Origin of the sequence: Streptomyces sp. NRRL B-3229 (assembly GCF_000719505.1) — a bacterium.
Lineage (GTDB): Bacteria > Actinomycetota > Actinomycetes > Streptomycetales > Streptomycetaceae > Streptomyces > Streptomyces griseorubiginosus.
In genome coordinates, this window is record NZ_JOGP01000003.1 from 274,731 (window position 1) to 298,365 (window position 23,635).

20 protein-coding genes are annotated in these 23,635 nt (G+C 72.2%); 14 read left to right on the forward strand and 6 right to left on the reverse strand.

Features of this window, described 5'->3' with window-relative positions; all coding sequences use genetic code 11:
- Positions 1-7 precede the first annotated feature (7 nt).
- Complete coding sequence (locus tag IF54_RS0106200) at positions 8-1,285, forward strand: O-antigen ligase family protein (RefSeq protein WP_030315330.1); 1,278 nt, start codon at positions 8-10, stop codon at positions 1,283-1,285.
- 4 nt (positions 1,286-1,289) lie between these two features.
- Positions 1,290-2,048 carry a TylF/MycF/NovP-related O-methyltransferase gene (locus IF54_RS0106205; RefSeq protein ID WP_030315332.1) on the forward strand — a complete coding sequence of 253 codons (759 nt, stop codon included), beginning with the start codon at positions 1,290-1,292 and terminating at the stop codon, positions 2,046-2,048.
- Positions 2,049-2,075: 27 nt separating this feature from the next.
- On the opposite strand, the gene IF54_RS0106210 is transcribed toward IF54_RS0106205, so the two are convergent.
- Both IF54_RS0106210 and IF54_RS39445 read right to left on the reverse strand, forming a co-directional pair.
- A complete protein-coding gene (locus IF54_RS0106210) occupies positions 2,076-3,569 on the reverse strand; it encodes an oligosaccharide flippase family protein (protein ID WP_030315333.1) in 1,494 nt (497 codons plus the stop codon).
- A gap of 7 nt (positions 3,570-3,576) precedes the next feature.
- Positions 3,577-4,581, reverse strand: coding sequence for a hypothetical protein (locus IF54_RS39445; protein WP_037819381.1), 1,005 nt, complete (start codon positions 4,579-4,581; stop codon positions 3,577-3,579).
- A gap of 286 nt (positions 4,582-4,867) precedes the next feature.
- Between IF54_RS39445 and IF54_RS0106220 the strand changes: the two genes are divergently transcribed.
- The 5 genes from IF54_RS0106220 to IF54_RS0106240 all read left to right on the forward strand — a co-directional run bounded on the left by IF54_RS0106220 (position 4,868) and on the right by IF54_RS0106240 (position 9,861).
- Positions 4,868-5,887, forward strand: coding sequence for a right-handed parallel beta-helix repeat-containing protein (locus tag IF54_RS0106220; RefSeq protein WP_159002074.1), 1,020 nt, complete (start codon positions 4,868-4,870; stop codon positions 5,885-5,887).
- Between the two features lie 105 nt (positions 5,888-5,992).
- A complete protein-coding gene (locus IF54_RS0106225) occupies positions 5,993-7,057 on the forward strand; it encodes a glycosyltransferase (protein WP_030315339.1) in 1,065 nt (354 codons plus the stop codon).
- Positions 7,054-8,205, forward strand: coding sequence for a glycosyltransferase family 2 protein (locus IF54_RS0106230; protein WP_051735339.1), 1,152 nt, complete (start codon positions 7,054-7,056; stop codon positions 8,203-8,205). Before IF54_RS0106225 ends, IF54_RS0106230 begins: the two co-directional genes overlap by 4 nt.
- A complete protein-coding gene (locus tag IF54_RS0106235) occupies positions 8,192-8,881 on the forward strand; it encodes a sugar transferase (RefSeq protein WP_051735340.1) in 690 nt (229 codons plus the stop codon). The genes IF54_RS0106230 and IF54_RS0106235 overlap by 14 nt, the downstream gene beginning before the upstream one ends.
- The gene (locus IF54_RS0106240) at positions 8,881-9,861 is read left to right on the forward strand and encodes an NAD-dependent epimerase/dehydratase family protein (protein ID WP_051735341.1); all 981 of its coding nucleotides are present in this window, start codon (positions 8,881-8,883) and stop codon (positions 9,859-9,861) included. Before IF54_RS0106235 ends, IF54_RS0106240 begins: the two co-directional genes overlap by 1 nt.
- Here IF54_RS0106240 and IF54_RS0106245 read toward each other — a convergent pair.
- Positions 9,824-10,879 carry a class I SAM-dependent methyltransferase gene (locus tag IF54_RS0106245; RefSeq protein ID WP_078851886.1) on the reverse strand — a complete coding sequence of 352 codons (1,056 nt, stop codon included), beginning with the start codon at positions 10,877-10,879 and terminating at the stop codon, positions 9,824-9,826. The genes IF54_RS0106240 and IF54_RS0106245 overlap by 38 nt on opposite strands.
- A 138-nt stretch (positions 10,880-11,017) precedes the next feature.
- Between IF54_RS0106245 and IF54_RS0106250 the strand changes: the two genes are divergently transcribed.
- From IF54_RS0106250 to IF54_RS0106265, 4 genes are all read left to right on the forward strand, one after another.
- A complete protein-coding gene (locus tag IF54_RS0106250) occupies positions 11,018-12,307 on the forward strand; it encodes a glycosyltransferase (RefSeq protein WP_159002080.1) in 1,290 nt (429 codons plus the stop codon).
- A 45-nt stretch (positions 12,308-12,352) separates the two neighbouring features.
- Positions 12,353-13,693 (forward strand): UDP-glucose dehydrogenase family protein, encoded by a 1,341-nt coding sequence (locus IF54_RS0106255; RefSeq protein WP_030315350.1) that lies wholly within the window; start codon positions 12,353-12,355, stop codon positions 13,691-13,693.
- 124 nt (positions 13,694-13,817) lie between these two features.
- Entirely contained in the window at positions 13,818-14,837 is a 1,020-nt protein-coding gene (locus IF54_RS0106260; RefSeq protein WP_030315352.1) for a dTDP-glucose 4,6-dehydratase, read from the forward strand.
- Positions 14,838-14,857: 20 nt separating this feature from the next.
- Positions 14,858-16,669, forward strand: coding sequence for a glycoside hydrolase family 15 protein (locus IF54_RS0106265; protein ID WP_234438919.1), 1,812 nt, complete (start codon positions 14,858-14,860; stop codon positions 16,667-16,669).
- Here the strand turns inward: IF54_RS0106265 and IF54_RS0106270 are convergent.
- From IF54_RS0106270 to IF54_RS0106285, 3 genes are all read right to left on the reverse strand, one after another.
- Positions 16,659-17,444 (reverse strand): GntR family transcriptional regulator, encoded by a 786-nt coding sequence (locus IF54_RS0106270; RefSeq protein WP_030315357.1) that lies wholly within the window; start codon positions 17,442-17,444, stop codon positions 16,659-16,661. The genes IF54_RS0106265 and IF54_RS0106270 overlap by 11 nt on opposite strands.
- Before the next feature lie 73 nt (positions 17,445-17,517).
- Positions 17,518-19,392 carry a 3D-(3,5/4)-trihydroxycyclohexane-1,2-dione acylhydrolase (decyclizing) gene (iolD, locus tag IF54_RS0106275; RefSeq protein ID WP_030315358.1) on the reverse strand — a complete coding sequence of 625 codons (1,875 nt, stop codon included), beginning with the start codon at positions 19,390-19,392 and terminating at the stop codon, positions 17,518-17,520.
- Between the two features lie 76 nt (positions 19,393-19,468).
- Entirely contained in the window at positions 19,469-20,359 is an 891-nt protein-coding gene (locus IF54_RS0106285) for a PfkB family carbohydrate kinase (RefSeq protein WP_051735344.1), read from the reverse strand.
- A gap of 258 nt (positions 20,360-20,617) precedes the next feature.
- Here IF54_RS0106285 and IF54_RS0106290 point away from each other — a divergent pair, with 258 nt between their 5' ends.
- The 3 genes from IF54_RS0106290 to IF54_RS0106300 are packed head-to-tail and all read left to right on the forward strand — an operon-like array spanning position 20,618 to position 23,635.
- Positions 20,618-21,637, forward strand: a complete 1,020-nt coding sequence (locus tag IF54_RS0106290; protein WP_028809242.1) for a sugar ABC transporter substrate-binding protein — start codon at positions 20,618-20,620, stop codon at positions 21,635-21,637.
- The gene (locus IF54_RS0106295) at positions 21,637-22,716 is read left to right on the forward strand and encodes an ABC transporter permease (RefSeq protein WP_030315361.1); all 1,080 of its coding nucleotides are present in this window, start codon (positions 21,637-21,639) and stop codon (positions 22,714-22,716) included. Before IF54_RS0106290 ends, IF54_RS0106295 begins: the two co-directional genes overlap by 1 nt.
- Positions 22,717-22,723: 7 nt before the next feature.
- Positions 22,724-23,635 (forward strand): ATP-binding cassette domain-containing protein, encoded by a 912-nt coding sequence (locus IF54_RS0106300; RefSeq protein WP_030315364.1) that lies wholly within the window; start codon positions 22,724-22,726, stop codon positions 23,633-23,635.

A 23,635-nucleotide genomic window follows, 5' to 3' on the forward strand; every position in this document is an offset into this window, starting at 1 on the left:
CCGGCTCATGACGACCGCGCGCGCACCCGCCCGCCCGGCCACGGGGGCCGTTCCCGGGGCACGACCCCGCGTCCTGCTGACGCTGGTCCTGATCGCGGCCGCGATGCCGGTGCGCGTGCTGAGATCCGTGCCGGGGATCGACTCGGTCTCCCTGCTGGACATCCTGCTGGCCGTCGCCGCGCTGACCCTCTTCCTCGACCTGGCCCGCGCACCCCTGGACCTGGGCTACCCGGCACTCTTCGCCCTGCTGGGCGTCCCGGCCGTCGTCTGCGGCCTGTCGATGCTGTGGACGCAGGACCCGAGCGCGACCTTCCGCGCCACGCTCGTCTACGGGGAGGGCCTCGTCGCCTACCTCTTCGTCGTGCGGGAGCTCCGCGGCGCCTCACCGGGCCGCGTCATGACGTACATCAGGCGCTACGCCTTGCTGCTCGTCGTGCCCGCCGTGCTCCTCCTGCTGCACGTGCCCGGGTTCGGTCCCGAGGAGCCCGGGCTGCCCACCGACTCCGACCGCTACCTCTCGTACTACACGAGGCTCTCCCACCCCGCCCTGGGCCCCTCGAACAATCTCGCCACCGTGCTGGCCTTCTTCGTCCCGCTGCTGCTGTACTGGGGCCATGTGCGGCACGAGCGGCGGTTCACCGCGGCCGGATACGTCACGCTCGCCGCGGTCCTCGGCACGCTCTCCCGCGGGGTCGTCCTCGGGCTCCTGACGGCGGCGGTCCTGGCGGCCCTGGGAAACCTGCTGCGCAGCCGGCGGATGGGCGGCCGGGTGTTCGGGAAGGCCGTCGCCGCCCTGGTGGTGGCCGTGATCGCCGTCGCGCTGCTGTACCGGCTGCTCCCGCACACCCTGGTGGCCAGCCGGTTCAGCCCGGCCAACGTCCTCCTCCGTTCGGAGTTCGCCGTCGAGGCCGTGGAGAAGATCGCCGAGCGGCCGTTCCTCGGCTACGGCGGGGGAGCGGCCCCCGACGGCATGGCGAACCTGGCGCGGGTCCACGACACCTATCTCCAGCAGATGGTGTACTTCGGGGTCCTGCTGGGCGCCCTCGTCTCGCTCGTCCTGGTCGGGACGGCCGTGTTCTTCTTCTCCCGGTGGCGCACCAGCGGGCCCGCCCGGGTCGTCGGGTTCACGCTCATCGCCCAACTCGTCGTCTTCGCGGTCGAGTCGAGCTTCGAGGGCACGGTCCTGCGGGTGCTCTTCTACCTCTCCCTCGGGCTCGCCACCGCGTTGGTCCGCGCGTCCGAGACGGCCCCGGGCGGGCTGCCGCCCTCCGGCACAAGGAGCTGACGCCATGTCATGGAAGCGAAGGGCCAACGCGGGACTGCGGCGCGTCACCGGATGCGAGGTCCGGCGGGTGCCCCGGTCGGCCGCGGCCGCCTACCCCGCCGACTACGACGAGGAGGCGAAAGCGGTGATCGCGGCGGTCCGGCCGTACTCCATGACGCCTGCCGAGCGGGTCAACGCGCTGATCCTGGCGACCCGTTACGTCGTGCGTCACCGCGTCCCGGGCACGGTGGTGGAGTGCGGGGTCTGGCGGGGCGGCAGCATGCACGCCGTGGCCCGCACCCTTCTCTCGCTCGGCGCCGCCGACCGCGAGCTGTTCCTCTTCGACACCTTCGAGGGCATGCCACCGCCGACCCGGCACGACCGCAGACACGACGGGGAACCGGCCGACCGCCTGCTCGCCGACGCCGACCCGGACAGTCTGATCAGGGCCGTGGCGAGCCTCGAGGACGTCAAGTCGGGCTTCGCGCCGATCCCTTACCCGAAAGAGCGGATCCACTATGTGCGGGGCCTGGTCGAGGAGACCGTGCCCGAACACGCGCCCGAGCGGATCGCGATCCTGCGCCTCGACACGGACTGGTACGCCTCCACCCGGCACGAACTGGAGCACCTGTACCCGCGTCTGGTCCCCGGCGGAGTCCTGCTGATCGACGACTACGGCACCTGGCAGGGGTCACGCCGAGCGGTGGACGAGTTCCTGGAACGGACCGGTGAGCGGCTGTTGCTGCTGCGGATGGACGAGGGGCGGATCGCGGTCAAGCCCTGACGGCCGGCGGCTTGTCGAGCAACCGGCTCACTCCCCTTCCGCCGCCCCGTGGGACAGCGCCGCGCGGACCGAGCTCGCGGCGAACGCGCAGGTGCGCCGTACCAGGTGCCGGTCTGCCACGGTCATGGCGACCGCGAAGAGCGCCGCGGAGCAGCCGCCGCCCGCGAGACCGGACCACAGGGTGCCGCCACTCCGTGCGGACACCGCCCAGCCCACCGCGGACGCGCCCACGCCGACGAGGACGGGAGCGATGAGCGGGCGGGCCAGCCGCACGGGAATGCTGCGCGTGGTCGCCCTGCCGATCACCAGCGCCTCCACCACCCCCGCCGCGCACCAGCCGAGGCCCACGGACGCCACCCCGAGCGGCACGATCAGCGGCACGGTGACCGCGAACCAGGTCACCGCCTGGAGGAGGCCCGCCCGCAGCACGGTCCGCGCGTCGCCGAGCGCGTACAGGTAGCCCTGGGCGGCCACCGAGACCGACCCTCCCACCGCCAGCCCCAGACAGGCGCCGGGCACGGCCGCGGCGGCGTCCCGCCACTGGGGCCCGAAGAGGCCGGGCACCAGCCCCGGAGCGGAACCGGCGAGCGCGGTCAGCACGAAGCCCATGCCGACCGAGGTGATCTCGACGGCCTGCTGGACCAGGCGCGCGCTGCGGTCCCGGTCGGGGACCAGCCGGGACATCGTGGGGAACGAGACCCGCCACAGCGACTGAAGGATCAGGTACGGCACCTCCATCAGCCGCTTGGCCAGGGCCCACAGGCCGAGCTGGACGACCCCGCCGAGAGCCGCGACGCACACGTTGAGGAGCTGGTCGCGCAGCAGCCAGGTCGCGTTGACCGCCTGGAACCGCAGGCCGAACCCGACGAGCGGTCTGATGAGCCGGAACCTCGGCCGGGGCCGCACCAGCCCGTCGGGGCACACGAACGCCATCACCACCGCCCCGGTCAGGGCCCGGACCACGGTCGCCGTGGCGAGCCCCCACACTCCGAACCCGGCAGCCACGGTGCCGATCGCCCACCCCTGGTAGCACAGCACCTGGGACATCTCCACGACCACCAGCCGCCGGTACAGCAGGGCCCGCTCCAGCAGGATCCGGCCGGGGAACTGGAGGGCGACGAACGGCATGGAGGCGACCATGACGGCGGTCACCCAGGCGACCCGGCCGAGCGGCACGGCCACGGCCGCGGCGAGCGCCGTCATCGCCAGCGTCAGGCCCAGTTGCAGCGCGCTCAGGGCGCCGAGCTCCTCGCCGCTCGGGGGCTGCTCCCGCCGGATGAGCCCGGCGCCCAGACCGCCGTCGGAGACGAGCCCGGCGAACAGCACGAAGGACATGCCGACGGCGACCACGCCGAGGTCCCGGGGTTCGAGCAGCCGGGCCACGACCACGTTCCCGGCGAATCCCAGCAGCAGGATCACCAGGCCGCGGGTGCTGACGACGAAGACGCCCGCCTTGGCGCGCCGTTTCAGCTCGCTGCCCGTGAGGACCTCGTCCTCGCCGTGCCCTCGCCCGGCGCCCATGCCGACTTCAGCGGGTGGCCCGCCGTGCGCGTCGGCGGGCCAGCCGGGTCCTGATGCCGAACCGTCCGAGCTGGTGCCGGCCGTGGTCGTGGACGAGGGTCACCGCGTCGGCCCTGCGCCGGTCGAGAGCGGCGGCCCGCCCCTCGCGCAGCCGCAGCGGCAAGGCCGGCGGGTCCAGCCGGAGGGCGACGTCGGGCGCCAGGAGCAGCCGGGTCATGAGTGTGGAGTAGACGGTGTCCCGGGTCGCCCTGAGCCACGGTTTGGCCAGCACGTGATGGAGAAGGAAGGGCTCGGCTCCGTCGTCGTACCTGCACGTCAGACGGCCTCGGTCGACCAGCTCAAGGCCCGGGAAGGGCGGGTGGGGAGCCAGCCGGTGGTCGAGGGCGAGGAGTTCGTCGTCCTCGAACCGGGCCGCGAGCACCGCGTTGAGCACGTCCTGGTCGGCGAAGTAGAAGGGGTCGTCCAGGGTCGCGCTGCCGTATCTGCTGTGCGCGACGCCGATGGTCCGCTGCCCCTCGGTCCACGGTGGCAGGAGCCGTTCGGTCAGGGCATGCGGGTAGGCGAGGAAACCCGCGTTCAGATAGCGCCGGCGACGCAGGGGGCCGAGGCCAAGGGTGGTCTGCCACTCGGGGTGGAACCGGTGGCTGTTGGGCAGGCAGTCGACGAAGGCCACGATCCGTCCCTGCCGGGCCGCCTCGGTGAGCTCCGTCAGTGGCCGGGTGACGATGATGTCCGCGTCGATGAGGACCGCGACCTCCGCCGGGCGACGCAGGGGACCGTAGGGGGCGACGAACACGGCGGGCATGTCGGGCGAGGGCGGCTCCACGAGGACGACGTGGTCCGCGAGCATCTCCCGCTGCTCGGGCGACAGGCCGATGTCCACGACGACCAGGGGCTCCTCGTGGCCCGTCAACCGCAGGGAGTTGAGCAGCGCCACCAGCCCGGGGAAGAACCGCCGGTCGGCGACCGTGTAGAACGCCGTGCCCGGCAGTGGTACGGGGGAGTCGTCCACTGTTCGATTCTATGGCGGTATGAACCAACTGTCCTGTAGGCATAGAATTACATGATCCTCATGCGGTGGCCGGGCCTGTGGTCGATGCCACACGCGATGCCAATCCGCCGTCCATGCGCGGTGATTCGAGCGGATGTGTGCTTTCGTGTCGAGTTACGCGAGTTCCGGTAATCGGTTTGTCGACATATGCTCCGGGACCCGTCCGGCCGCATGGTGTTCAGGAGGTTTTCCCGTGGGCGTTTTTTCCGGGTCAGGATCGCTGTCCCGCAGATCGATGCTGGGACTGATGTCCCTGCCGTTGCTCGCGGCGAAGCCGCCGCGCCCCGCCAAGGGCGCGACGAGTACCGACGTCGTCCTCGTCGCCGACTATGCGACGCCCCAGCTCGCCGCGAATGCGGCCGCCGGCAAGCGGCTGCGTTTCCCGGCCGGCCGGACGTACCTCGTCGAAGATCTGCTGATTCCGGCCGGCTGTTATGTCGAGGGCAACGGTGCGGTCCTCAGGACCGCCAACGCGACCACCACGGACAGCAGCGACGACGGCATCCTTCGCGTGGGCGGAAACGGCGTCACCGTCGACGGCCTGAAGTTCGACGGGAACATACAGAACCAGAACGGCGTCTGGAACCAGCACCGCCACCAGATCAGGGTGCACGGCGACATCAGCGATGTCCTCGTCATGAACTGCGACTTCTACAACATCATCGGTGACGGCGTGTACATCAACGTCGGCTCCGCCGGAAACGCCGGGCACACCATCGAGGTCCGCGACTGCACGTTCACCGGGAGCAACACCAACCGCAATGGCGTCAGCGTCACCTCGGGAACGAACGTGCACATCCACCACAACACGTTCACCGACATGGCCCGCCCCGATATGCCGGGCGCGATCGACATCGAGCGGAACGCCGTCACCGACGTGATCTCTGACATCCTGGTCGAGTACAACACGATCACGCGGGCGGCCCTTTCGGGCACCGGCTCCCGGTACGGAATCCTGGCGGCCCTGTTCAATTGCGTGGGCACGAACATCGTGTTCCGGAACAACGACATCAGCGGTGCCGGGCTGAGCGCCGGCTGCCTGATCATCGGCGACAACAGCGGAACGCTGAACACGAGCACGGTCTCCGTCACGGCGAACGACATCCATGACGCCGGGGGCGCCGGAGTCGAGCTGAACTACGGCATCAGGCCCGACATCACCGAAAACCGGTTCACGAATCTCTCCCCGGCGATCCTGAACTACTTCTCCTACCTCGGGGACACCTCGGGCAACACGTTCACCAACGTCGCCACGCAGATCTCCTAGAGATGCGGTTGTCCCAAGCGGTTGTCTCCCCTTCCGTCCCGTGGTTATGGTGTACGTATACACCGTAAATATACAGACTTTCCCACCGTTTCGGGGTGAGGATCTGTGGATCACGGCTCGGACTGCTACGCGATCACCCCCTACGGCCGGGGTGCCGGAAGTTCGCGGGTCCGTGTCTTCGAGTGGCTCGACCGCATCGGCACGGACTTCGCCGTCGGCAGCTATCTCTCCCTGTCCGACGCCGCTCCGTCCCGCCTCCTGCGGCACCCGGTGTCGCTGGCCAAGGCAGAGCTGCGGCTGGCGGACGTCGTACGCGCCGGCCCCCGGCGTCTGCTGCTGCACCGTGAGGCCTCCCCGCTCAGCCGCGGCTGGTGGGAGCGGCGGCTCCTGAGGAGCGCGGAGTTCGCCGTCTACGACTTCGACGACGCCTTGCAGTGGGACCGGGGCGAGGGCGGTCTCGTCCGCAGACTCGCTCCCAAGGCGGCCAAGGCCCAGGTGGCCGTGGAGCACGCGGACCGGGTCATCGCGGGCAACGCCGTGCTGGCCGACTGGGCCTGCGAACGCCACCGTGACGTCGTGGTGATACCGAGCTGTGTGGCCCTCGGGGACTACGTGCCCAAGAGGTCGTACACGCTGCACGACCCGCCGCGGCTCGGCTGGATCGGCTCACCGCACAACGAGGCGTGTCTGCTGCTGATCTCCGGGGCGCTCCGGGAGGTCCACCGCCGGACCGGGGCCCGGGTCACGGTCGTCGGCACCACCACGCCCTCCCTCGGTGAACTGGAACGCCTCATCGACCGGATCGCCTGGAGCCCGGACAGCCAGCGGGAGGCCCTGGCCGCGATGGACATCGGGCTGATGCCGCTGGCGCCCACCGCCTACAGCCTCGGCAAGTGCGGCTACAAACTCCTCCAGTACGCCGCAGCCGGGCTGCCCGCCGTGGCGACCCCGCTCGGCGTCAACACCCAGCTGCTGTCCGAGTTCGGCATGCCCGCGCCCCGCGGCCGGGACGAGTGGACCGCCGCGGTCCTCGGGCTGATCGACTCGTCCGCGACCGTCCGGGCGGGGCTCGGTCGGACCGCGCGGGAGATCACCGGCCGCAGCTACTCGTACGACGCGTGGCTGCCCCGCTGGGCCGCCGCCCTGGAACTCGGGCCGGTGACCCCGTGACCGGCGGTGACCGGCCGGTGCCGACCGCCGACATCGTGATCGTCAACTGGAACACGGGCCGCTGCCTGACCGACTGCCTGCGGTCGATCGCCGCGACCGACAGGTCGCTGTTGCGGGTGACGCGGATCGTCGTCGTCGACAACGCCTCCACGGACGACTCCCTGCAAGGCCTCACCGCCGGTGACACCGTCGCCGGCGTTCCGCTCGACGTGGTGCGCAACGCGCGCAACCGCGGGTTCGCCGCCGCCTGCAACCAGGGTGCGGGCCGGGGGAGCGGCGACTTCGTGCTCTTCCTCAACCCGGACGCGCAGTTGTACCCCGACACCCTCCGGGCCGTCGGCCGATTCCTGAGGACGCCGGACGCGGACGGCTTCGGTATCTTCGGCGGGCTCATGGTGGACGAGCTGGGCCGTCCTCGGATCTCCTGCTCGCGCTTTCCCAGCCTGCGCATCTGGGTCGGGAAGATGACCGGCCTGGACCGGCTGGCCCCCGCCCTCTTCCCACCGCACCACCTCGGACCGCGGGAGCTGACCCGCTCGGGACCGGTGGACCAGGTGATCGGGGCCTTCTTCCTGGTGCGCCGCCCCCTGTACACCGAGCTGAACGGCTTCGACGAGCGGTACTTCCTCTACCTGGAGGACGTCGACCTCGCCCTGCGGGCCCGCGAGGCCGGCTGGCCCTCCTACTACCTCCGGCAGGCCCGCGTGCACCACGCGGAGAACGTCAGCTCCTCGCAACTCGGGCCATGGCGCCACTACTTGATGCTGTGCAGCCGCACCACCTACGCCTGCCTGCACTGGCCCAGGTCCCGGGCACGGCTGCTCACGGCACTGACCCTGTCCCTGGAGCCGGCCGCGCGGCTGACGGCCGCCGCCGCGCACGGCCGGTGGGCGGACCTGCGGACCACCGCGGCCGTCTACCGGCGGTACCTGCACTGGCTCCGCGCCGGCCGCCGCCGAGACCCGTCGGCACCGGAGATCCCCGACCCGCGCGAGGCCGGCCCGGCGCCGGACGGCGCGACCAGCAAAAGCAGCACGACCAGGAAAAGCGGCATGACCAGGAAAAGCGGCACGACCAAGAAAAGCAGCATGACCGAGAAAAGCAGCACGACCAGGAAAAGAGGCGGTCCGTCCCATGCGCACCGTTGACGAGACTCCCCCCGCCACCCTGCCCGCGACCGGCACGGTGCGGCTCCCGGCGGCGCGCCGGGTCCTCGACATCGCCGTCGCGCTGATCCTCCTCGTGGTGCTCGCGCCCCTGCTGGCGCTGCTGGCCCTGCTGGTCGCCGTGACGAGCGGTCGGCCGGTGCTCTTCCGGCAGCCGCGGACGGGGGAGGGGTGGCGGGAGTTCACCCTGTACAAGTTCCGCAGCATGCGCAGCGGCAGCGCAGGCCCCCAGGTCGCAGGCGGCGCCGACCCGAGGATCACGGCCACCGGCCGGCTGCTGCGGCGGCTCGGCCTCGACGAACTGCCGCAGCTGTGGAACGTCCTGCGCGGCGACATGACCCTGGTCGGCCCCCGCCCCGAGGTCCCGGACCTGGCCCGCCGCTACCCGCCCGAGCACCAGTGGGTGTTCCGGCACCGCCCCGGCCTCACCGGCCCCTGCCAGCTCCGCTCCCGCGCCTACGCCGACCAGCTCGACGGCCACCCGGACCCCGAGGCGTACTACCTGAGGGTCCTGGTGCCCCGGCGCACCGCCCTGGACGCGGAGTTCCTGGACCGGGCCACGCCCCGCAACGTCGTGCGGTACCTCGCCCGGACCGCCCTGTACGTGCTCCGCACCCCGTGGGACGAGACCCGGGAGCGCCGAGGGGGCGGATCCTGATGCGGGCCGTGGTGACCGGCGCGGCCGGGTTCATCGGCTCCCACCTGAGCGCTCACCTGCTGTCCCACGGGGACGAGGTCGTCGGAGTCGACGCCCTCACGGATTTCTACGACCCCGCCCGCAAACGGCACAACCTCGACCGGCTGCTGCGCCGGAAGGGCTTCCGCTTCCACCGCGGCGACCTGCTCGACCTGCCCCTGCGGCAGCTGTTCGCACACGCCGACGCCGTTTACCACCTCGCCGGCCAGCCCGGTGTCCGCGGCTCCTGGGGGCCCGAGTTCGCCGTCTACCTGGAACGCAACGTCCTGGTCACCCAGCGGGTCCTGGAAGCGGCCCGGGACACCGGGCTGCGGCGCCTGGTCTTCGCGTCCAGCTCGTCCGTGTACGGCGACGCCGAGGCCTACCCGACGCCGGAGACCGTGCGCCCCCGGCCGGTGTCCCCGTACGGCGTCACCAAGCTCGCCGCGGAGCAGCTGTGCGAGACCTACCGCACCGTCTTCGGCGTCCCGGCCGCCTCGCTGCGGCTCTTCAGCGTCTACGGCCCCGGACAGCGGCCCGACATGGCCTTCGCCCGCCTGGTCGCCGCCGCGCGCGCCGACCGTCCCTTCCCGCTGTACGGCGACGGCGGCCAGAGCCGTGACTTCACCTACGTCCAGGACGTGGTCGCCGCGATGCGCGCCGCCGCGCTCTCCTCCTGGTCGGGCGTCGCCAACCTCGGCGGCGGCAGCGAGGTGACCCTGCGTCAGGTCATCGACCTGCTGGGCGACCTGGACGCACCGGTACGGGTCGTACCGGGCCCCGCCCGTCCCGGGGACGCTCGTCGCACCGCCGCCGACATCACCCTGGCCCACGGCGCCTTCGCCTACCGCCCGGTCACGGGCCTGCGGGCCGGGCTCGCGGCGATGCTGCGCGCCGAGTCGTCGCCGGGGGCCGCGTCGCCGGTCACGACGGCCCCTGCGCCCCCCGGTAGTAGGCGATGATCTCCGCCTCCGTCATCTCCCGGTCCCGCCGACGTCCCAGGAAGTAGACCGCCGACGCGTCGTCCTGGGCGAAGTCCGGCGGTACGAGGTGGTCGAGGCCGCGCAGCCAGAAGAGCGCCGCCCTGGTCGCGCGGCCCGCGAGGGCGCTGCGGGTCAGACCCCGGACCAGGTGGTCCACGCTCCACAGCATCTGGGTGCCGGGGCCGGCGACGGGGCCCGCGGCGAGTTCCTCGAACCTCCGGAACAGATAGCGGTGGCCGCTGAGGGTGAAGCGCGTGAAGTCGTGGGCGCCCGCGTGGACCTGCTGCATGAACGGCGTCTCGGCATAGACCAGCCCGTCGTCCCGCAGTACCCGGTGGATCTCGGCGACCACCTGGGCGGGGTCCAGCACATGCTCCAGCACGGCCTGCACCAGCACCGCGTCGACACTGGACGTGCGCAGCGGGATGCGGTGGGCGTCGGCGACGAACTGGGTGGCCGGGCTGGTGACGATGTCGAACCCGATCACCCGCACGCGGGTGTTCCGGTAGACCGCCTCCACCCCGTTCCCGACCGTCGCCCCGCCCACGACGAGCAGCGTGGGCGCCGGGCCCGGCAGAGCGCGCAGGAGCAGGTCGATGTTGAGGGCAGCGACCCGGTTGGGCGGCTTGGCGATCCGCCGCAGCGGGGTGGGCAGGGCATCGGCCCCCCGGTGCACGTGCGCGGGGGACGCGAGGGCGGCGACGGCCTCCCGGTGCACCACGCTGTGCTCGAAGTCGACGAGCACGGGCGCTCCCGCCACGTGGGGAAACGCCGCGGAAGCGTGGTACGCGCAGTCCGGCGCGGCACACCGCAGCGCACCGGCTCCCGCTCCCGCACCGGCTCCCGCTCCCGCTCCCGCACCGTGTCCGGCTCCCGCACCGGGACCGGCTCCCGCTCCGGCAGCAGCGCCAGCTCCGGCCGGGTCGGCCTCCAGCCCGGCACGGCAGCGCGGGCATGCCAGCAGCGGCCTGATGTCGTCCAGTTCGGCCAGGACCATGCGCGCTCCTCGGACCCCGGGGATCACCGACGGCCGGTTCGGCGCCGGGTTCGCCATCTGACATCCTCGCCCGGATTGACCCGGATCGCCTGCCGGGGGAAGATGTACGTATACGCCGTAAATATACGGTTTAGGACCGTGGTGGACGAGCGGTGGTGGATCATGCGGCACGGGACACTGGTCCCCGGTTCGGGACGTCCGGTCGGTGACGCCGACTGGCCGGGCACGCCCCCGCGGGTGGCGTCGGCGGCGGAGCTGCCGCCGTCGCCGTCGCTGCCCCGCGTCAAGGTCCTCCATGTCATCACCCGCCTCGAGGCCGGCGCCGGCGGCAACACCCTGCTGTCGGCCCAGGGCATGGACCCCGCCCGCTACGAGGTCTGGATCGCCGGAGTCCCCGGCGGTCCCCTCTGGGGCCGGGCCCGGGCCGCCGGCCTGCGCACGGTCGAGATCCCGGGGTTCCGGCACACGCTGACCCCGGCGGATCTGGCGGTGCTGTGGCGGCTGACGCGGCTGATCAGGCGCGAGCGGTTCACCATCGTGCACACCCACTCCGCCAAGGGCGGATTCCTCGGGCGGGTGGCCGCCCGGCTGTGCCGCACCCCGGTGGTCGTGCACACCTTCCACGGCGTCAGCTTCCACCCGTACCAGTCCCGCGGCCGACGACTGCTCTACCGCCGCCTGGAGCGCGTCACCCGGCGCTTCACCCACCGCTTCCTCGCCGTCGCGCCCCGCCTGGCCGAGCAGGTCGTCGAGGAGCGCCTCGCCCCACCGGGGGCTGTCCGGGTCGTCCCGTCGGCGGTCGACCTGGCGCACATCCCCGAACGGTTCGACCCGCTCGCCCGCCGCGTGCTCGGGACGCCGCGCACCACCGCCCTCGTCGGCACCGTCGGCCGGCTCGACACACAGAAGGCCCCCCTCGACTTCGTCCGGATGGCCGCCGCGCTGCGAGCCGAGCGTCCGGACACCGCCTTCGTGATGATCGGCGAGGGGCCGCTGGAGGGGGACGTGCGACGGCTCGCCGCGGAACTGGGCGTCGACCTCACGCTCACCGGGCACCGCACGGACGCCGCCTGGCTGGTGGCCGGGCTGGACGTCTTCGTGATCACTTCCCTCTATGAGGGACTCGGCCGGGCGCTCACCGAGGCCCTCGCCACGGCCCGCCCGGTCGTCGCCACAGCCGTCAACGGCGTACCCGACCTGGTGGAGCACGGCGCCACCGGGCTGCTCGTCCCCCCGGCCGACCCGGACGAGGCCGCGCGGGCCGTGCGCTGGCTGCTCGACCATCCGCACCAGGCGGCTGACATGGGCCGTCAGGGCCGGCGCCGGGCCCGCCGGGGCTTCACCCCGCAGGCCATGTGCGCCGCCGTCGACGCCTGCTACCGCGAGCTGCTCGGCCTCCCGCCGCCCACTCCGGCCCCCGCCCACTGACTCGGCCGCCCCCGCACGGCCCACCCCCGGCCCCCGGAGATCGACATGCGCCTCACCGTCATCGGCACCGGATACGTGGGAGCCGTCCACGCCGCCTGCATGGCGGACCTCGGTCACCAGGTCCTCGGCGCGGACGTCGACCCGGAACGGATCGCGGCGCTCACCGCGGGCCGGCCGCCGTTCTTCGAGCCCGGTCTGGGCGGACTGCTCAAGCGCGGCGTGGACAGCGGACGGCTGCGCTTCACCACCTCGACGGCCGAGGCCGCCCGGTTCGCCGCCACCCACTTCGTCTGCGTCGGAACACCGCCCCTGCCCGGTTCCGGCGCCGCGGACCTGCGGTACGTCGAAGCGGCCGTGGACGAGCTGGCCGCACACCTGCCCGAGGAACGGGACGAACGGGTCCTCGTCGTCGGCAGATCCACCGTGCCGGTGGGGACGGCCCAGCGCCTGACCGGGCGGCTCGGCAGCGCCGCCGACGTCGCCTGGAACCCGGAGTTCCTGCGCGAGGGCTGTGCGGTCCAGGACGCCACGCGGCCCCTGCGCATCGTGGCGGGCGTCGGGGCCGCGTGGGCGGAAGCACGGCTGCGGGACGTCTACGCGCCCCTGACGAGGCTCGGCACTCCCTTCGTCGCCACCGACCCCGCCACCGCCGAACTGGTCAAACTCGCCTCCAACTCCTTCCTCGCCACCAAGGTCTCCTTCATCAACGCCATGGCGGAGATCTGCGACGCCACCGGCGCCGACGTCCTGACCCTGGCCCGGGCCATGGGTGCCGACCCCCGCATCGGGCCGGGCTCCCTCGTCCCCGGGCTGGGTTTCGGCGGCAGCTGCCTGCCCAAGGACATCCGGGCCTTCGCGGCCGGGGTGGAGGACCTGGGCCTCGGGGAGTCGGTGGCCTTCCTCCGCCAGATCGACGCGATCAACTCCCGGCAGCGGCTGCGGACCGTCGAACTCGCCGCGCACCTGGTCGGCGGGTCCTTCACGGGCCGCCGGATCGGCGTCCTGGGCGCCGCCTTCAAACCCGGCAGCGACGACGTCCGGGACTCGCCCGCGCTCGCCGTCGCCGAGGCCGTACGACGGCGGGGAGCGCTGGTGCGCGTCCACGACCCCGAGGCGGCCGACAACGCGCGCGCCGTGCACCCGGCCCTCCTGTTCGCACCGGACGTCACCAAGGCGTGCGACCAGGCGGATCTGGTGCTGCACCTGACCGACTGGCCCCAGTACCGGGACCTCGACCCCGCCGAGCTGGCCGAGGTGGTGCGCACCCGCGCGATTCTCGACGCCCGCCACACCCTCGACGCGGCGGCCTGGCGCGCGGCGGGCTGGACCCTGCACGCCCCGGGGCGGCCCCGGCAGGCTGTGCGACGACAAGGCGGAGCACCATGACCGGGCCCACGGCGGCCACGCACCCACGCCCGCGCCCGCTCGGCTCCCGCGGCGGGGCCCGGCCCTCCACACGTGCGGCGACCCCGTCGGTGTGCCGCACTCACCGCAGGGCGCCGGTCCCGTCATGACGCGCACCCGCATCCTGGTCACCGGTGGAGCCGGGTTCGTCGGCTCGCACTACGTCCGTGCGCTGCTCGGCCCCGACGGCCCCGCCGACGTCACGGTGACCGTCCTCGACGCGCTCACCCACGCCGGCCGCCCGGCCGGCCTCGACGACCTGCGCCGTACGGATCACTTCGCCTTCGTCCGGGGCGACATCTGCGACCAGGAACTCGTCGACGACCTGCTCACGGCACACGACCAGGTCGTGCACTTCGCCGCCGAGACCCGCGTCGACCGACCGGGCCACGAGGCCGAGGCCTGCGTGCGCACCAATGTGCTCGGCACCCAGACCCTCGTCGACGCGGCCCTGCGACACGGCCCGAAGCGGTTCGTGCACATCTCCTCCGACGAGGTGTACGGCTCGATCCGCGCCGGATCCTGGCCGGAGACCGACCCGCTGCGGCCCAACTCGCCCCGCGCCGCCAGCAAGGCCGCCTCGGACCTGATCGCGCTGGCCTGGCACCGCACCCACGGCCTCGACGTCCGGGTCGCCCGGGGCTGCACCACCTACGGGCCCCGGCAGTTCCCCGAGCGGCTCGTGCCCCGCTTCATCTGCCTGCTGCTGGAGGGCCGGCCGGTGCTCCTGCACGGCGGCGGACACGACGTCCGCGACTGGATCCACGTCGACGACCACGTCCGGGGCATCGAACTCGTCCGCACCCGCGGCCGCCCCGGCGAGGTCTACAACATCGGCGCCGGGAACGAACGGTCCGTGCGGGATGTGACCGCCCTGCTGCTGCACGCGTGCGACGCCGACTGGAGCCGGGTCGGCATCGTCACCGACCACACGGTCCACGACCGGCGCTACGCGGTCGACGCCAGGAAGATCCGCGACGAACTCGGCTTCGACCCGCGCCGGGACCTGGCCGCCGGTCTCGCGGAGACCGTCGACTGGTACCGCACCCACCGGTCCTGGTGGGAGCCGCTGCTGCACCTGGCCGAACGCGACGAGGGCAGGGCGGGGGTGTACCTCCGGTCATGAACGCACCCATGAACACACCGATGAACACACCCATCAGCGCGCCCATCGAGGACTACGCCCTCGTCGGCGACCAGGAGACCGCCGCCATGGTCGGCAGGGACGGTTCCGTCGACTGGCTCTGCCTGCCCCGCTTCGACTCCCCGGCCTGTCTCGCCGCCCTGCTGGGCACCGAGGACAACGGGTTCTGGCGTCTCGCGCCGACGAGCGGCGGCCGCTGCACCAGCCGTGCCTACCGGCCGGGCACGCTGGTCCTGGACTCCCTGTGGGAGACACCGGCCGGCACCGTCCGCGTCACCGACTTCATGCCGCCCCGTGCCCGGCTGCCCAGCCTCGTGCGGGTGGTCGAGGGGCTCTCGGGCACCGTGACCGTGCGCAGCGCGCTGCGGCTGCGGTTCCACCAGGGGCGGGTCGTGCCGTGGGTGCGGGACCTCGGCCACTGCACCGTCGCGGTCGCCGGGCCGGACGCCGTCTGGCTGGGCGCCGACGGCATCGTCCGGGTCGCACCCGGCCCGGACACGGTCGACTGGGACATGACCCTGACCGCAGGACACCGGCTCACGCTGACGCTGGTCTGGGCCCCCTCGCACCGGCCCGAGCCGCCCGCACCCCTGCCCCTCCCCGCGGAGACCGTGCTCAAGGAGACCGTCGACCACTGGCACCGCTGGACCGCCCGCTGCCGGTACCAGGGGCCGTGGCGGGACGCGGTGGTGCGTTCCCTCGTCACCCTCAAGGCCCTCACCTACGCGCCCACCGGCGGCATCGTCGCGGCCGCGACCACCTCACTGCCCGGCAGTATCGGGGGAGAGCGCAACTGGGACCACCGGTTCTGCTGGCTGCGCGACTCGACCCTCGCCCTGTCCTGCCTCCTGCGCAGCGGGTACCGCGACGAGGCCAGGGCCTGGCTGGACTGGCTGGTGCGGGCCATCGCGGGGGACCCCGGCGACCTCCAGACCGTCTACGGCGTCGGCGGGCAGCGGCTCCTGCCGGAGACGGAGGCCCCCTGGCTGCCCGGTTACGCCGGCTCACGACCGGTCCGGTTCGGGAACTCCACAGCACACCAGTTCCAACTCGACGTCTACGGCGAGGTCCTGGACACGCTCTGGCTGGCCCTGCGCGCGGGCATCCCGATCGCCGCCCATATGTGGACCCTCGTCGAGGCGTTCATGGACCACCTCCGACGGCACTGGCGCGAACCGGACCACGGACTGTGGCAGGTGCCCGGCCCCGGCCGGCGGTTCGTGCACTCCAGGGTCATGGCCTGGGTGGCCGCCGACCGCGCCCTGCGCATGGGGGAGGCACTGGGCCGTACCGGCTCCTCGGCCCGCTGGCGGTCACTGCGCGACGAGATCCACCGCGAGGTCTGCCGGCAGGGCTGGGACCCCGGGCAGCGGTCCTTCGTGCAGTCCTACGGCTCGTCGGCGCTGGACGCCTCGGCCCTGCTGATCCCCCGTCTCGGCTTCCTGCCCGCCACCGACCCGCGCGTCCTCGGCACCGTGCACGCGATGCGCCGTCTGGAGCACGGCGGGTTCCTGCGCCGCTACGGCCAGGGCCGCACCGGCGACGGCGGGCAGGACCTCGACGGTCTGGGCGGCACCGAGGGCACCTTCGTCGCGTGCTCCCTCTGGTACGCCGAGGCCCTCTCCGCCACCGGGCAGCCGGAGCGCGCGCGGGAGCTCTTCGGACGGGTCCTGGACGTACGCAACGACGTCGGACTGCTGGCGGAGCAGTGGGACCCGGACGCCGGACGGCACCTCGGCAACACCCCGCAGGCGTCCAGCCACATCGCCCTCGTCGAGACGGCGTTCGCCCTGACTCCGGCGCTCAGGGCCTGACCAGCAGCTGGAAGTCGAAGGCGTACCGCGAGGCCCGGTAGATGTGGGTGCCGTACTCGACCGGGCGGCCGGTGTCGTCGAAGGCTGTGCGCTGCATGGTCAGGACCGCGCTGCCCTCCTGTTCGTCGAGCCGGGCGGCCTCCTCCCCGGTGGCGCGGCGGGCGCCGATGGTCTGGCGGGCGCTGTGCAGGGTGATGCCGGCCGTGCGGAGCATGCGGTAGAGGCCGGTGGACTCGAGGCGGTCGCTGTCCAGGGCGAGCAGCCCGGCGGGGAGGTAGTTGCAGAGCAGCGCGACCGGCTGGCCGTGGGTCAGGCGCAGCCGTTCCAGGAGCATGACCTCGCCGCCCTCCGGTACCGACAGCGCGGCGGCCACGTCGGCGGACGCCGGTACGGTCTCGTTGCGGACCACCCGTGTCGCCGGACCCTGGCCGGCCGCCTCCAGGTCGTCGTAGAGGCTGCTGAGCTCCAGGGGGCGCTTGACCTGGCTGTGCACCACCTGGGTGCCCACCCCGCGCCGCCGGACCAGCAGGCCCTTCTCCACCAGGGTCTGGATGGCCTGGCGGACGGTCGGGCGGGACAGGCCGAGGCGGATCGAGAGGTCGATCTCGTTGCCCAGGAGGTTTCCCGGGGCGAGCACGCCGTGCTCGATCGCCTCCTCCAGCTGCCGGGCGAGCTGGTAGTACAGCGGCACCGGGCTGCCCCGGTCCAGGGCGAAGTCCAGCGAGTCGAGCGCGGGCGCGGTCGCGGCACGGGACATGGCACCGGGCTTCGCCATGGGGGTACCTCCCTCAGCGGGTCGGGGGCGGGGCAGAGGTGGGTGCGGCGGGGGCCGTCTGCCGGTCGTGAGGTCAGAGGTGGGTGCGGCGCGCGGCCGTCTGCCGGTCGTACTCCGTCCGCGCGGCCACCGCGGCCTCGCGCGACGCCGTCTGGGCCACCGGTACGTCCCACCAGGCCTCGGCCGGGGGAGCGGCCGGGTTCGCGGTGTCCGTCTCGACGTAGACGCAGGTCGGGCGGTCCGAGGCGCGGGCCGCGGCCAGGGCCTCGCGCAGCTCCCGCACGGTCTTGGCGCGCAGCACGTCCATGCCGAGGCTCGCCGCGTTGGCGGCCAGATCGACCGGGAGCGGGGCCCCGCTGAAGGTGCCGTCGGCGGCCCGGTAGCGGTAGGCCGTGCCGAAGCGCTCACCGCCCACCGTCTCGGAGAGGCCGCCGATCGAGGCGTACCCGTGGTTCTGGACGAGCACCAGGTTGATCGGCAGGCCCTCCTGGACGGCGGTGACCAGCTCGGTCGGCATCATCAGGTAGGTGCCGTCGCCGACCAGCGCCCACACGGGGGTGTCGGGGGTGGCCTGCTGGACGCCGATCGCCGCCGGGATCTCGTAGCCCATGCAGGAGTAGCCGTACTCCAGGTGGTACTGGCGCGGGCTGCGGGTCCGCCACAGCTTGTGCAGGTCGCCGGGGAGCGAGCCGGCCGCGTTGATCACCACGTCCTCGTCGCCGACGGCCGCGTCCAGCGCGCCGAGCAGCTGGGTCTGGGTGGGGACGGCGTGCTCGTCGGGCGCCTCGAAGGCCCGCGCCACGACCTGCTCCCAGCGCTCTTTGCCGCTGCCGTACTCGGCCTCGTACGCCGCGTCCACGCGGTGGCCCGCCAGTGCCGAGGTCAGTGCTTCCAGACCCGCCCGCGCATCGCACACGACCGTCCGCGCGGCCAGCTTGTGGGCGTCGAAGGCGGTGATGTTGAGGTTGAGGAAGCGTACGTCCGGGTTCTGGAAGAGGGTGCCGGAGGCGGTGGTGAAGTCGGAGTAGCGGGTGCCCACGCCGATGACCAGGTCCGCGGTGCGGGCGAGGTCGTCGGCGACGGCGGTGCCGGTGTGGCCGATGCCGCCCAGGTCGGCGGGGTGGTCGTGGCGCAGCGAGCCCTTGCCCGCCTGGGTGGACGTGACGGGGATGCCGGTGGTGTCCACGAGGGCCTTCAGGGCCTGCTCGGCCTCGCTGTGGTGGACGCCGCCGCCCGCCACGATCACCGGGCGGGCCGCCGCGCGGATCACCCGGACCGCCTCCGCCAGTTCCACCGGGTCGGGCGCGGGACGCCGTACCCGCCACACCCGCTCGGCGAAGAACTCCTCGGGCCAGTCGTAGGCCTCCGCCTGGACGTCCTGGGGGAGTGCGAGGGTGACCGCGCCGGTCTCGGCCGGGTCCGACAGGACGCGCATGGCCTGGAGGGCGGACGGGATAAGGGCCTCGGGGCGGTGGATCCGGTCGAAGTACCGGGAGACCGGGCGCAGGGTGTCGTTCACCGACACGTCCGCCTCGGTGGGGTGCTCCAGCTGCTGGAGCAGCGGGTCGGCGGGGCGCGTGGCGAAGTAGTCGCCGGGCAGCAGCAGGACCGGGAGGCGGTTGATGGTGGCCAGGGCCGCGCCGGTGACCAGGTTCGTGGCGCCCGGGCCGATCGACGTGGTGACCGCCTGGGCCGACAGCCGGTTCAGCTGGCGGGCGTGGCCGACCGCCGCGTGGACCATGGCCTGCTCGTTGCGGCCCTGGTGGAACGGCATGGCGTCCTCGCCGGCCTCCAGGAGGGCCTGTCCGATCCCCGCCACGTTCCCGTGGCCGAAGATGCCCCAGGTCCCGGCGATCAGCCGGTGCCGTACGCCGTCCCGCTCCGTGTACTGGACGGACAGGAACCGCACCAGGGCTTGGGCGACGGTCAGGCGGGTGGTGGTGCTCATCAGGACTTCTCCGGTGCCGTGTCGAGGGGGAGGCGGTGGTACAGGTCGTACCGGCGGTACGGGGCGAGCGGGCCGGTCACCGCAAGGCGCCGTCGAGAGAGGTGCGGGCCGTGTGGGCGTAGCGGACGGTCCTCTCCAGCTCCCAGCCGGAGAGCAGGCCGTGGCACAGCGCGCCGCCGAACCCGTCGCCCGTGCCGTTGGCGGCCGCGGGGGCCTCCACGGGGGCGGACGGCACGTCGGCGGTGGTGCCGTCGCGGTGCACGGCGAGGACGCCCTTCGGGCCACGCTTCACCACGGCCAGCTCCACTCCCGCCGCGAGCAGCGCCTCGGCGCAGCCGTGAGGGTCACGCACTCCGGTGGCGATCTCGCACGCGTCGAGGTCGCCGACCGCGACGGTCGCGTGCCGCAGGGCCTCGGCGTACGCGCGCCGCAGGGCCTCCGCGTAGTCGGCACGGGGTTCGTCAGGGCCCGTCCGGGCCGGGTCGCTCCCCGGCGCGGGCCGCCAGTCCAGCTCGATCACCGTGGTGGCCGCCCGGTCCCGGCACTTGAGGGCGGCGAGCGTGGCCGACCGGCTCGGCTCCGCGCTCAGCCCGGTCCCGGTGATCCAGAAGATCCGGGCCGCGCGGATGGCGAAGTAGTCGAGCTCGTCCGTGTGTATCTCCAGGTCGGGAGCGTCGGCGACCGGCGTCGCGGAGGCCGCCGTCCGGGTCACCCAGCGGTTGTCGACGCCGGACTCGGTGAGGGTCTGGTGGAGATACGCGCCGAAGGAATCGGCGCCGGTGCGGGTGATGACGGCGGTGGAGCGGCCCAGCCGGGCGGCGGTGACCGCGACATCCGCGGCCGGACCTCCGAGGAACCTCCCGGAGGACCCGTTCCGGGGCCCTGGCACCCCAGGCCGGTGCGGGTGGAGATCAACTCCGATACGGCCCATACTGATCACGTCGAACTGCTGCACTGGCTCGACCATGCGCGACGCTCCTCGGTCCGGACTGGGGATGCGAGGCCCTCCGGGCCCGTTGCATCCCAGGTGTAGGACTCGAAGGGTGAGCCTGTCAATAGTTTGTACTTACATTCGGACCTGTTCGTGAAATGATGTCTTAACAAAGTATTGACAGCGGCAGCGCCAGGGGAGTTGTATCCCGTCCCAACACAAGTTGGCGCGTTTTCACAGCTCCCACCCCCTTTCCCGACGTACTCCCCGTCGCACAGTGAGGTGCAAGGAAAGATGGACCGCTCTTCTCTCTCCCGTTCGCGGAGATTCGCCCCCGTCGTGGCCCTCGCCGCGGCCGCGGCCCTGACGCTCGCCGGCTGCTCCAGCAGCTCGGGCGGCAAGAAGTCCGAGGAGAGCGCGGACGGCGCCTCCGCGGGCAAGGCCACCACGCCCCGGATGACCATCGCCCTGGTCACCCACCAGTCGCCGGGCGACACCTTCTGGGACATCGTCCGCAAGGGCGCCCAGGCCGCCGCGAACAAGGACAACGTCAAGCTGGTCTACTCGGCCGACCCGAGCGCGGGTGGCCAGGCCAACCTGGTGCAGAACGCGATCGACCAGAAGGTCGACGGCATCGCGATCACCCTCGCCAAGCCCGACGCCCTCAAGGACGTCGTCGCCAAGGCGAAGGCGGCCGGCATACCCGTCGTCGGCCTCAACTCCGGTGTCAGCGAGTGGCAGAAGCTCGGCCTGATGGAGTTCTTCGGCCAGGACGAGACGGTCGCCGGTGAGGCGCTCGGCAAGCGGCTGAACCAGGAGGGCGCCAAGAGCGCCGTCTGTGTCATCCAGGAGCAGGGCAACATCGGCCTCACGCAGCGCTGCGACGGCGTGAAGAAGACCTTCACCGGCAAGTTCCAGACGCTGAACGTCAACGGCGCCGACATGCCGTCGGTGAAGTCGACCATCACCGCCAAGCTCAGCCAGGACAAGTCCATCGACTACGTCGTGGCCCTCGGTGCGCCCATCGCGCTGACCGCGTCGCAGGCGGGGTCCGACGCGGGCAGCAAGGCGAAGGTCGCCACCTTCGACCTCAACAAGGACCTGACGACCGCCATCAGCAAGGGCACCATCGCCTTCGCCGTCGACCAGCAGCCCTACCTCCAGGGCTACCTGGCGATCGACTCGCTGTGGCTGTACAAGAACAACGGCAACTACATGGGTGGCGGCGAGCAGCCGGTGCTCACCGGCCCGGCCTTCGTGGACAAGTCGAACGTGGACGCCGTGGCGAAGTTCGCCGCGAAGGGCACCAGGTGATGGGTATGACCCAGCACGCCGAGCCGGCGGTGACCACACCGCCGGCCCCCGGCCCCGGCCAGGTGAAGGACGGCCGGACCGCGGAACGACCGCTCGCCCTGCGGCTGTTGGCGCGCCCCGAGGTCGGGGTGTTCCTGGGCGCTGTGGCGGTGTGGGTGTTCTTCCTGATCGCCGCTCCGCCGGTGCGCGAGGGCAGCGCGATGGCGAACATCCTCTACCAGTCGTCCACGATCGGGATCATGGCGCTGCCGGTCGCCCTGCTGATGATCGGCGGGGAGTTCGACCTGTCCTCGGGTGTCGCGGTGATCACCTCGGCGCTGACCGCGAGCATGTTCGCCTTCCAGCTCACCCTGAACGTGTGGGTGGGCGTCTTCGTGGCGCTGCTGGTGGCGCTGGGAATCGGGTTCCTCAACGGCTGGCTGGTCGTCAGGACCGGGCTGCCGAGCTTCCTGATCACCCTGGGCACGTTCCTGATCCTCCAGGGCGTCAACCTCGCGGTGACCAAGCTGGTCACCGGGAACGTGGCCACCGACGACATCAGCGACATGGACGGCTTCGACCAGGCCAAGAAGGTCTTCGCGAACTCCTTCGAAGTGGCCGGCGTCCAGATCAAGATCACCATCGTCTACTGGCTCGTCTTCGCCGCCCTGGCCACCTGGGTGCTGCTGCGCACCAAGTACGGCAACTGGATCTTCGCGGTCGGCGGCAACAAGGACTCCGCCCGCGCGGTCGGCGTGCCGGTGAACTTCACCAAGATCAGCCTGTTCATGCTGGTCGGCTTCGCCGCCTGGTTCGTCGGGATGCACAACCTGTTCTCCTTCAACACCGTGCAGTCCGGCGAGGGCGTGGGCCAGGAGCTCATCTACATCTCGGCCGCGGTGATCGGCGGCTGTCTGCTGACCGGCGGCGCGGGCTCGGCGATCGGGCCGGTGTTCGGGGCGTTCATGTTCGGCATGGTCCAGCAGGGCATCGTCTACGCCAACTGGAACCCGGACTGGTTCAAGGCCTTCCTCGGCGTGATGCTGCTCGGCGCCGTCCTGATCAATCTGTGGGTCAGCCGCACGGCGACCCGGAGGTGACCCACCCATGACCACTGAAGAGACCGGCACGCACGGCGCGATCCTCGCCGACACCCCCGACACCGCCGCGGGGGACGGGGCGATCGTCGAACTGCGCAACGCGGGCAAGTCCTACGGCAACATCCGCGCCCTGCACGGCGTCAGCCTGAAGGTGCACCCCAGCCAGGTGACCTGCGTGCTCGGCGACAACGGCGCCGGCAAGTCCACCCTCATCAAGATCATCTCCGGGCTGCACCAGCACACCGAGGGCGAGTTCCTCGTCGACAACACCCCGGTCCACTTCACCACCCCGCGCGAGGCCCTCGACAAGGGCATCGCCACCGTCTACCAGGACCTCGCCGTCGTCCCCCTGATGCCGGTCTGGCGCAACTTCTTCCTCGGCTCCGAGATGACCAAGGGCCCCTGGCCGATCCGTCGCCTCGACATCGAGAGGATGAAGAAGACCGCCGACGAGGAACTGCGGAACATGGGCATCGTCCTCGACGACCTCGAACAGCCCATCGGCACCCTGTCCGGCGGCCAGCGCCAGTGCGTGGCCATCGCGCGTGCCGTCTACTTCGGCGCCCGCGTCCTCATCCTGGACGAGCCCACCGCCGCCCTCGGCGTCAAGCAGTCCGGCGTCGTCCTCAAGTACGTGGCCGCCGCCCGCGACCGCGGACTCGGCGTCATCTTCATCACCCACAACCCGCACCACGCCTACATGGTCGGCGACCACTTCAGCGTGCTGCGCCTGGGCACCATGGAACTCTCCGCCTCCCGGGATCAGATCACCCTGGAGGAACTCACGAACCACATGGCCGGCGGCGCCGAACTCGCCGCGCTCAAGCACGAGTTGTCCCAAGTGCGAGGCGTCGACACCGAAGCCCTCCCGGAAGAGGGAGACCTCACCGTGGCGGCCGGCGGCGAGGGGAAGTCCTGA

Bases quoted from the DNA above. Each gene is read 5' to 3' on its own strand.
- iolD (WP_030315358.1), bottom strand. From the start codon at position 19,392: ATGAGCACCACCACCCGCCTGACCGTCGCCCAAGCCCTGGTGCGGTTC.
- IF54_RS0106210 (WP_030315333.1), bottom strand. From the start codon at position 3,569: ATGGGCGCCGGGCGAGGGCACGGCGAGGACGAGGTCCTCACGGGCAGC.
- IF54_RS0106220 (WP_159002074.1), top strand. From the start codon at position 4,868: ATGTCCCTGCCGTTGCTCGCGGCGAAGCCGCCGCGCCCCGCCAAGGGC.
- IF54_RS0106255 (WP_030315350.1), top strand. From the start codon at position 12,353: ATGCGCCTCACCGTCATCGGCACCGGATACGTGGGAGCCGTCCACGCC.
- IF54_RS0106290 (WP_028809242.1), top strand. From the start codon at position 20,618: ATGGACCGCTCTTCTCTCTCCCGTTCGCGGAGATTCGCCCCCGTCGTG.
- IF54_RS0106265 (WP_234438919.1), top strand. From the start codon at position 14,858: ATGAACACACCCATCAGCGCGCCCATCGAGGACTACGCCCTCGTCGGC.
- IF54_RS0106295 (WP_030315361.1), top strand. From the start codon at position 21,637: ATGGGTATGACCCAGCACGCCGAGCCGGCGGTGACCACACCGCCGGCC.
- IF54_RS0106270 (WP_030315357.1), bottom strand. From the start codon at position 17,444: ATGGCGAAGCCCGGTGCCATGTCCCGTGCCGCGACCGCGCCCGCGCTC.
- IF54_RS0106235 (WP_051735340.1), top strand. From the start codon at position 8,192: ATGCGCACCGTTGACGAGACTCCCCCCGCCACCCTGCCCGCGACCGGC.
- IF54_RS0106240 (WP_051735341.1), top strand. From the start codon at position 8,881: ATGCGGGCCGTGGTGACCGGCGCGGCCGGGTTCATCGGCTCCCACCTG.
- IF54_RS0106200 (WP_030315330.1), top strand. From the start codon at position 8: ATGACGACCGCGCGCGCACCCGCCCGCCCGGCCACGGGGGCCGTTCCC.
- IF54_RS0106300 (WP_030315364.1), top strand. From the start codon at position 22,724: ATGACCACTGAAGAGACCGGCACGCACGGCGCGATCCTCGCCGACACC.
- IF54_RS0106260 (WP_030315352.1), top strand. From the start codon at position 13,818: ATGACGCGCACCCGCATCCTGGTCACCGGTGGAGCCGGGTTCGTCGGC.
- IF54_RS0106285 (WP_051735344.1), bottom strand. From the start codon at position 20,359: ATGGTCGAGCCAGTGCAGCAGTTCGACGTGATCAGTATGGGCCGTATC.
- IF54_RS0106245 (WP_078851886.1), bottom strand. From the start codon at position 10,879: ATGGTCCTGGCCGAACTGGACGACATCAGGCCGCTGCTGGCATGCCCG.
- IF54_RS0106205 (WP_030315332.1), top strand. From the start codon at position 1,290: ATGTCATGGAAGCGAAGGGCCAACGCGGGACTGCGGCGCGTCACCGGA.